Below are 1,603 nucleotides of genomic sequence, written 5' to 3'. Positions count from 1 at the left end.
TAGAGTTACCAAATAGAGTTGCAAGCAAAGTGACGTAAACGCTAAGTAGTAAGTTAAGCGAGCAAATGTTGTTAGCGATGAATAAGGTAGCACTACTTTTAGCGTTTATGCTGGGGGCTTGTTAGAAGTTTACCTTGAAGTAATTTAGTACGGACATTGAAAGGCATAACCTCAGTTCAAGGCAAAGATGGCATAACTTGGTAAAAAGATTGTTTAAAGCCCACGTTATTCGACTTATTATTTGATCGACTAACGAAACGTATTGATAGCGTGTCCAAAAATAATTAATGCACCACAATGAAGATGTAGCAGTTTGGTTATTAACTAGCTGAAGCACTGTGACTTTGCATCACTTCCGTAATGTCAGCTTCTAGCAGCGACCAAAAGTAGCTTTAACACATCTGGACTTATTCAATTCAAGGTAGATTCGTCGGAGGAGGAACAGTCTGGTAAAGCGGACGATAGTTATATGATGGTGTCGTTATAACGAATAACGCAATTTCGACCGTTATGTTTAGCATTATAAAGCGCTAAGTCTGCACGGAGAATTAACGGGTCGAGGCTTAGGTCATCCATATTAAGACTGCTAACACCACAACTCACAGTGACAGTAAAGTCGTGTCCTGAGAAACGGGTGTTAATATTAGCTACTGCATTACGGATCACTTCGGCAAATTCAACTGCAATATCTTCAGTTTGCTTTGGCATAAAGATAGCAAACTCTTCCCCGCCCATTCGGGTAAATATATGGGTCGGTTTCAGCATATCACTAATCACCTGAGTGACCTTTTTTAACACCCAATCCCCAGTAGCATGACCGTATTTATCGTTAATATTTTTAAATAAGTCTAAATCCATCAACAACACAGAAAATGATTCGCCAAACATTTGAGCTTGGATAAACTCATTTTCTGCCATGTTTTGCCCAGTACGGCGATTAAAAATACCTGTTAATCCATCTCGTTGCGCTTGTTTCATAAATTGATTTCGTTGCATCCAAGCAGATATCAATAACAATAATAAACCAACAGAGAGCCCAACTAGTAACGTTGAAAACATAATCGATGAGCTTTTCTCTTTCATGAATAACTCTTTTTGTTGCATCAGTAATTCATGATCTTGGATCAAGATTGTATTCTCACGATTTTTTTCCACACTATTAAAGCGAGCCATTTGGTAGGCATTCTCTTTTATTTTCTGTTCATCAATTAATTGCTGACCAAGCGCAGATGCGACAACTTGATATTGGTATGCTTTATCAAATTGGCCACGCTTACCCGCAATTAAAGACAGTATTTCACTCACACGCTTTTTTACCAGCATGTTACTGGGTTTATTAGGTAAAGCATTCACTAACTTCACAAACTTATCCGCTTGTTGATGATCACCCAGATGAAAATAAATCGAGCTCAAATGAGAATGAATGTCGTTAATCTCAACTTCAAATTTAAACTTCTGATAGCGCTCTAAAGCCTCGAGATAAAACGGTTCGGATTCAGCATATAACCCTTTATCAAACAGAACATTCGCCTTCCCCTTGATAGACATAACCTCAATCAAAGGAAAGCCATGTTTTTTGCAATAAAGTTGAGTCTCTGTAAAC

General features: G+C 38.1%; 1 protein-coding gene. It reads right to left on the bottom strand.

From position 1 onward, the window contains the following. Positions 1-465 precede the first annotated feature (465 nt). Positions 466-1,603: diguanylate cyclase (locus tag H5202_RS22135; protein WP_220493975.1), on the bottom strand; the 1,138-nt coding region annotated here is incomplete at its 5' end.

It is taken from the genome of Shewanella sp. SG41-4, assembly GCF_014164505.1.
Lineage (GTDB): Bacteria > Pseudomonadota > Gammaproteobacteria > Enterobacterales > Shewanellaceae > Shewanella.
Note: the sequence above shows the minus strand (reverse complement) of the source record. Positions and strands in the feature narration are given on the sequence as shown.